This window comes from Atribacteraceae bacterium (genome assembly GCA_035477455.1).
Lineage (GTDB): Bacteria > Atribacterota > Atribacteria > Atribacterales > Atribacteraceae > DATIKP01.
The window spans coordinates 1-7,185 of the sequence record DATIKP010000088.1; the positions used below are offsets into that span (position 1 = coordinate 1).

Below are 7,185 nucleotides of genomic sequence, written 5' to 3' on the forward strand. Positions count from 1 at the left end.
AAAGCCAGTTGAATTAGCTCATCCAGGGACGCGTCCCCTTCCACTCCGGACAGAGCGCTCATTCGGACAGTAAAAGAGAGGCTCTCTTCCGGTGCGAGAGTCACTCCTTCAGTCAGTCCCGAAACCACGAAATAGGCGTCAGCCCCGGGGTGATAGGCATAGTCGTTTCCCCAAGTCCAGAATCCGACGGTCTGAAATAGATCGGCCGGTTCCCAGGTCTGGATGAAAGCTAAAGAGCGATCGGGATAGAGCATGCCCACAGCCGGGACAAGCGGCGCTTCGGTGGAACGCAGCGAAACAAATCGTTCCAGAGCCCTCCATTCCGACCATCCCTCCGGCCAGGCTAACCTAGTTCCCGGTTCACCCAACCATCCCTCCAGGCTTTCCAGCACCGACAGCCCGCTCACCGGCAGCAGAAGGCGGGTATCTTCCCCGACGGGGTAAAACACCGCGTAGTCGGAGAGGTCAAAGACCGCTTCCCGGCGGGTAGAGGTGTTGGTAATCGTCACCGCGATCTCCACCACGCTCGATCCTTCGACAACCCGAACCAGGGCTTCAGTCAGGGTCTTGGTGAACATATCCCGCCCGTAGAGAAGCACCTCGGCCACCTCCGGGGTGTCCTTCACGATCTTATATTCGAGATCGAAGGGCTGGCGGTCCCGGGTATTCCAAGGTACCGAAAGATAATAGCCCCCAAACTCGACGCTGTGCAGAGCCCCCGGAAGCACCATGGGGTCCGGCCGGTACTGGCGGTAATACACCGGCAGTTCCGGCGCTTTCATGACATAATCGGACACGATCCGACCCCGGTTGGGTAAAAGGCGGACCAGGATCAGGTCGTTCTCGATTTCGATGATGTCCGGGACGGTTTTGGTGGTCTGTAGTTCGGCCACCGGGAGGACGTAGACATCGGTCAACACCCGGGTAGCGACCGCCGCCCCGACGGCTCCGGTGGTCGCCAGGACCAAGAGGATGGCCATAACCAGGGTTAATATTTGATTTTTCCAGGCCAAGGTAATCCCTCCTGTCCTTTATTCTTTCACCGCTCCAGCGGTAAATCCCTTGATAAAGTATCCCGATACCGGTAAAAAAAGCAAGAATACCGGGACCATGATCAGTATCGAACCGGCCAGTAACGGTCCCCACTCGATGTATTGCTCCGCGGTGAAGGTGGCCAGACCCAAGGGAGCGGTTCTTTTGAGACTGGAACCGATCAGGAGCAGGGCAAACAGATACTCTCCCCAGGAGGTAATGAAGGCATAGGCGCCGGCCGCGACCAGGCCTGGCGCAGCCAGGGGCAATATAATCCGGATAAAGATCCGGAAAAGGCTCGCCCCTTCCAGACTGGCCGATTCCTCCAGGTCCTTGGGAATGTTTTCAAAAAAAGAAACCAGCAACCAGGTACAGAATGGAGCAATCATGGCGGTGTAGACGATCACCAGACTCCATAGATTGTCATATAGTCCTACGGAGGTGAACATTCCGTGAATGGGTATCAACAAAACGATAGTGGGAAACACGTAAAACAAGAGCAGGAGTCTAGACAATAATCCGCTCTTCAGCCGTTTTCCCCGGGCGATTCCATAACCGCTGATCGAGGCTACCGTAAGGGATAAGGCGGTAGTAGCCAGGGAAACAAGTAAGCTATTCAGAAGAAAGCGGGGGAAATCCCGCACCGGGGTCCGGGCGAACAGGAGCGTCTCATAATTGCCCCAGGTTGCCTCCACCGGGAAAAACACGGCCCGGGCCATGATTTCTCGCAAAGGCTTGAACGAAGAAACAAAGATATAGAAAAACGGCCAGATCAGAAGCAACAGAACAACAATAATTACCATGAGGGCAATCAGGTTATTCACTCGTTTTGCCGTAAGACTGTTCACTGATGTAAACCTCGATTTCCATTCATTTTTTCGGGGTCAAAACCCGGAAGTAGACGATGCCGACGATCAAAAGAAGAATCGCGACAAACACAGCCATGGCCGAGGCCTCCCCCAGCCGAAAAGTGCGAAAGGCCGTGCGATAGATGAGGACCGGCAGGGTTTCGGTAGCCGATCCCGGCCCCCCCTGAGTGGTCAGCCAGATGAGATCGAAGATATTGAAATTCCAGGCAAAAGCGACGAATCCCACAAACCAGATCATCGACCCAAGCAGGGGAAAGGTGATGTAGCGAAACATTTGAAACCCCCGGGCTCCATCTACGGCGGCTGACTCGAAAACGCTCTCTGGTATGGATTGGAGAGCAGAAAGTATCAGGAGGGTCCCAAAGGGGAGGAATTTCCAGGAGTTGATCAGGATGAGGGTGGGCATGGCTGTCGCGGAACTCCCCAGAAAATGCATTTCCCGGTCCATCAAACCGGTATTGAGCAAAATCTGGTTAATCATTCCGATGCGGGGAAGGAGCATCCAGCGCAGGCACACGGCAATCGCCGCCGAGGGAACGATCCAGGGAAGCATCACCAGGGCCCGAGCCAGATGAATACCCCGCATCCTACGGTTAAGCAGGAGCGCAATCCCTATCGGGACGGTCATCTGAACCAACAGGTTCCCCGCCGCCCAGGTAAAACTCCGGCCAATGGCGCTCCAGAAATCCAGGTCCCGGAGCAGGGCTTGAAAATTTCCCAATCCGACGAAATAGGATTCCCGCGCTCCGAAAGAAACATTGTAAAAAGCCAAAAGAAACGTTCGAATATAGGGATAGGCAAAAATCAAGAGGACGAAAGAAAGGACGGGGAGCAAAAACAAGTGTTCCCGCCAGGCCTGCGCACGAATTCGGTTCATGTCGTTTGAGCGATGGTGGCTATGTCAACAAGTTGACGCGTCATCGTTTATACTATCCTCCAGTTGAGCTCCCCCGGCGATTCGGACGCCGGGGGAGCCAATTACTATTGAAGCGGAACGGGTTCGGAGAATTTTTCCATCTCCGCATGTCCCCAGGCCACCGCCTCTTCCACGGTCATTGCGCCGGTCACCACCCGGTGCACGACGTCAGCCAGGATGTCCGCGCCGGTGATGTCTCCAATGCCCAGATTGACCCATCTTCCGTATTCGAACCCATACAGGTTCGCGTAATCGGCGAGGGCTTCGAAGGCCACCCGGTGAATGTTCTCAAAGCGGGAAACAATCGGGTCGTTCCAGTAATCATCCGCCTGTGACGCCGCCACGGTCGTCGGGAAGAACCCGCCGGGCTCCTGAACGGCGGTGAGTATGGCATTGATTTCCGGACGCATCATGAACCGGATAAAATCCTTGACCGCTGCCACACGCTCGGGGTGTTCAAAGGTCGACTTATAAATATGGACTTCGTTGGGATAGGTGATGGTGCCGCGGCGGCCGTTATAAAACGGGATGTGCGCGGCGGCGTAATCGTCGGAATCGAATTCCTCGTGAAATCGTTTCTGGACACTGGGAAAATAGGGAGACATGGCCAAAGTGCCAGCTGCGATGTTCAACTCGATTTCACCCCAGGACCAGGCTTCCGCGCCGGGGGGGTTGAATTCGAAAAAGTCTTTGTAGAGCTCGATCGCTTCGATGGTTTGGGGGCTGTTGAAAATCACGTTCCCCTGTTCATCGAAAAATCTCGCCCCAACGGTATTCAAGAAGATATAAGCCTGCTCGGTGGTCATCAGGTTCTTCGCCCCGCCGATACCGATACCATAAACTTCCTCACCGGAGACTTCGGTGATTTTCCGAGCATAATCGAGGGCCTCCTCCCAGGTCCGCGGAGGCTCGGTGGTGCCTACAAATTCCTCGAGAAAACTCGGCCGGTAGGTCCACAGCATAACCATGGTGAAGATCGGCAGTCCCCAGTACTCACCGTCGTGGTAGTACATATCCCGCTGGGCGGGGAACAGTTGATAGGCTTCATCGATTTCTTTGACCAGGTCGGTGATCGGTTCCACCACTCCGGCCCGGTAGACGGTCATCATCAAATCGGGAATCGAGAACTGAAAATCGGGCAACGTCCCGGCCTCGATCGCCGAAAGGGTCTTGATCCAGGCGTCCCCCCACATCACCACTTCCTGAGTGACCTGTACGCCGGGATTCTCGGCTTCAAACAGATCAATCACCCTTTGAAAGGCCGCCACCCGGTGCGCCGGAGCCTCGTGATGCCAGAAAGTGATTTCGACGGGTTCCTGCGCCTGAACCAGACCAACACTCATCAGCAACAACACCGTAACGCCAACCAACCAGACACTGATTTTCTTCATGATCAACCTCCCCCTATAAATGGATGGTAGAAGGGCATACTTTATTCCTTCTCCAATCTTCAAACTTCTAACTACTGAATTCTAAATTCTGCTTCATCACCTCCCGGTGTCACCTGGAATTCCGCTTCCTCTTTTACCGTTTACTACCCGTTTCTCCCTACCCCTGAGCCTGCTTATCCTGTATAGACAGGTTACAAGAAGTAATGATGGGTGTCAAGCCCAGTCAGGTGACTTCTTTTGTTTCAGGTGGTTTTACTCGGGGATCCGAGCGGCGAACCCAGACTGGCTTGGCCATTGAAAAAGCCTTTTTCCCGGCTGGTGATCCCGGGGGTGATCCGGTTCAGGTTCGGTTTCACGAGGTCGATCATGAAGGTGTAGCGATCGGAACGGTAAAGGAAGGTCACGTATTCGATGGGTAGATCCGTCTCGTCATAGGTCACCCTTTCGCACAAAAGCCCCGGGAAACCGGACGGCACGTTGAGCGCTTCCTCTTCCTCGCGAGAGAGGGCGACCGCGGAGAGAGTTTGTCTGGCCCAGGCCACCGGACGCGCGATGAAGGCGTTGAGAATCTCACAAAGATCCTGATTTTCGATCTCCCGGTTGGTCACCTTCAGGAACTGGTGGAAGAGCTTGAGGGGCAAAAAGACCTCCTGGATACAGATCGGCTCCTGATCGGCGAACAGGAGCCGCTTGAGGCGGATGATCTTTTCGTCCCGCCCCAGGTTGAGGATCTCGGAGATTTTAGCACAAGGCTCTTCCACTTCCCGCTCGTAGATATAACAGCCGGGCTTCATCCCCCGGGAAAACATATCTTCGGTGAAGGTCACCAGATAGGCCAGCTTTTCCACGATTTTCGGCCGGGAGACGAAGGTGCCCTTGCCGGGAACCCGGTAGAGGTATCCCTCCTTGGCCAGGTCGTCGATCACCTTACGGACGGTCATCCGGCTGATCGCAAACTTACGGCAGAGTTCCGCTTCCGAGAAAAGCCGTTCCCCGGCCCTGATCTTCCCGCCTTCCACCATCTCCAGGAGGATTTTCCGCAATTGGACATGAATAGGAACCGAAGAAGATTTTTCAATGACCTGCACGCGTTCTCAACTCCTGGTCTCATGCTTCTACGAACCCCGGGTTGCCCCGGAGGACCGGTGGTGGCGCACACTGCTTTCTCTCTACCGGTACATACCGGAGGAACACGGTCTCCATGGGCATGTTACCCGGAAACCGTCGTGAAGTCAAATGCAGAGCTTCAGCAAGTCCAATCATCTGCCCGAACTAAAGCGCCTCAAAACTATTTCCCCCGTTTATCGTATACACAGGGGAAGAGAAAACGCTCAGAATTTGGAGGAAGGTACACAATGAAACACCGCCAAAACACAGTCCGGTTGACCGTCTATCTCATACACACGGTCCTGTTTCTGACGCTGGTCGCCGTTTTGGGCGGCTGTATCGACGGACAGCACCTGACCGCCCAGCCCCCCACCCAACGCACCGACCATCGGCTCATCCTCGGGGCCAACGCCTTCGCCTTCCGACTCCTGTCTCAACTCTCCAATGACGAGCGGGGCGAAAACGTCTTCTTTTCCCCCATCAGTGTCTACTTCGCGCTGATGATGGCCGCAGACGGTGCCGGAACGGGAACACGGCAGGCCATGATTGACACCCTCCATGCGAGCGCCTTGCCACAAGAAGAAATCACCCGCGGGCTTTCCAACCTGCTGACCGTTTTGGAAAACCCGGATCCCCGGGTGCAAATGACCATCGCCAACTCCCTATGGGTCCGGGAAAATTTTCCAATCATACCAGGGTTTCTCCAAAATGCCCAGGAATTCTACCAGGCCCAGGTCAGTGAACTCGACTTTCTCGATCCGGCGGCCCCGGCCCGGATCAACGAGTGGATCACTAACGCTACAGGCGGGAAAATCCTCTCCATCGTCGACTCCATCAATCCGGACATCGTCTTGTTTCTCATCAACGCCATTCATTTCCAGGGTACCTGGACCAGGCAGTTTGACCCCAACCTGACCCGGGAGGGAGTCTTCTATCCGTCCGGCGGGGGTCAGGTAAAACTACCCATGATGCAGCTCCGCTCACGGTTCGACTACCTGGAAATCGCCGATATCCAAATCATCCGCCTCCCCTACGGTGACGAAAACGTGAGCATGCTCATTTTTCTCCCGGACCTGGTGGGTTCGAGCCTGGACGAAGTAATTCGACATATCACCACCGAAGGGTGGAGGACCTGGCTCGATCAACTCGAGGAAACGGAAGTGACCCTCACCCTGCCCCGTTTCAGCGTTGAGTTCTCGGATGATCTCAATGAAGCCCTGAAAAAAATGGGCATGGAGGTGGCCTTCGACCCTGACCGGGCTGATTTCTCGGGAATTGTCGAACCGCCTCCCAATGCGTATATCAGCCGGGTCGCTCACAAAGCCTACCTTGCGGTCGGCGAGGAGGGGACTGAGGCGGCGGCGGTGACCTCTGTTGAGGTGGGGGTGACCTCGGCTCCTCTGGATGAGATCACCATGCTCGTGAACCGGCCGTTCCTGTGCGCCATAGTAGATGAGGCCAGCGGGGTGATCCTCTTTATGGGTACTATTCAAAAACCGGCCCAAAACTAACCCAACCTCTGAGAGTTATTGATCAAGCGCCGAAGAACCGGAGTTTTTGTCCAGCCCCTGAGCGCGCGATCAAGATCCCCCTTTACCGCGGGATGGAGGGTATACTTTATTCAAATTCAAAGCAGGATTCTACTGCAATAAGTAATTCTGCTGCAAAAGAACGAAGGAAGCCCGGGCCTGAGTTGCATAAATCAGCCGCCGAAATCACCGCATTTTCGAAGTAAATAGGCCAAGGACGGCCTTTTCAGCATCACTGTAACCAGACGTGGTCTGATGCGTGCGAGAAAATGCCAGATGAGGCGGGGCTGATGGCAACGGGGCCTCGCTGAAATGAGTTTTTGCAGCAAAATCCTTATTTG

Annotated in this window: 6 protein-coding genes; 1 reads left to right on the top strand and 5 read right to left on the bottom strand. The window is 54.9% G+C overall.

The window, feature by feature from the left end:
- The 5 genes from VLH40_05475 to VLH40_05495 form a co-directional block, all read right to left on the bottom strand.
- A partial coding sequence (locus VLH40_05475) for a hypothetical protein (GenBank protein ID HSV31458.1) occupies nucleotides 1–1,013 on the bottom strand: 1,013 nt, incomplete at its 3' end.
- Nucleotides 1,014–1,031: 18 nt separating this feature from the next.
- Nucleotides 1,032–1,880 carry a carbohydrate ABC transporter permease gene (locus VLH40_05480; GenBank protein ID HSV31459.1) on the bottom strand — a complete coding sequence of 283 codons (849 nt, stop codon included), beginning with the start codon at nucleotides 1,878–1,880 and terminating at the stop codon, nucleotides 1,032–1,034.
- 22 nt (nucleotides 1,881–1,902) lie between these two features.
- On the bottom strand, nucleotides 1,903–2,778 hold the full coding sequence (locus tag VLH40_05485; protein HSV31460.1) for a sugar ABC transporter permease: 876 nt from the start codon (nucleotides 2,776–2,778) through the stop codon (nucleotides 1,903–1,905).
- A gap of 104 nt (nucleotides 2,779–2,882) precedes the next feature.
- Nucleotides 2,883–4,208: a sugar ABC transporter substrate-binding protein gene (locus VLH40_05490; GenBank protein ID HSV31461.1), complete on the bottom strand. Its 1,326-nt coding sequence runs from the start codon at nucleotides 4,206–4,208 to the stop codon at nucleotides 2,883–2,885.
- A gap of 242 nt (nucleotides 4,209–4,450) precedes the next feature.
- Complete coding sequence (locus VLH40_05495) at nucleotides 4,451–5,296, bottom strand: GntR family transcriptional regulator (protein ID HSV31462.1); 846 nt, start codon at nucleotides 5,294–5,296, stop codon at nucleotides 4,451–4,453.
- A gap of 267 nt (nucleotides 5,297–5,563) precedes the next feature.
- Between VLH40_05495 and VLH40_05500 the strand changes: the two genes are divergently transcribed.
- Nucleotides 5,564–6,826, top strand: coding sequence for a serpin family protein (locus tag VLH40_05500; protein ID HSV31463.1), 1,263 nt, complete (start codon nucleotides 5,564–5,566; stop codon nucleotides 6,824–6,826).
- The last annotated feature ends 359 nt before the right edge of the window (nucleotides 6,827–7,185 follow it).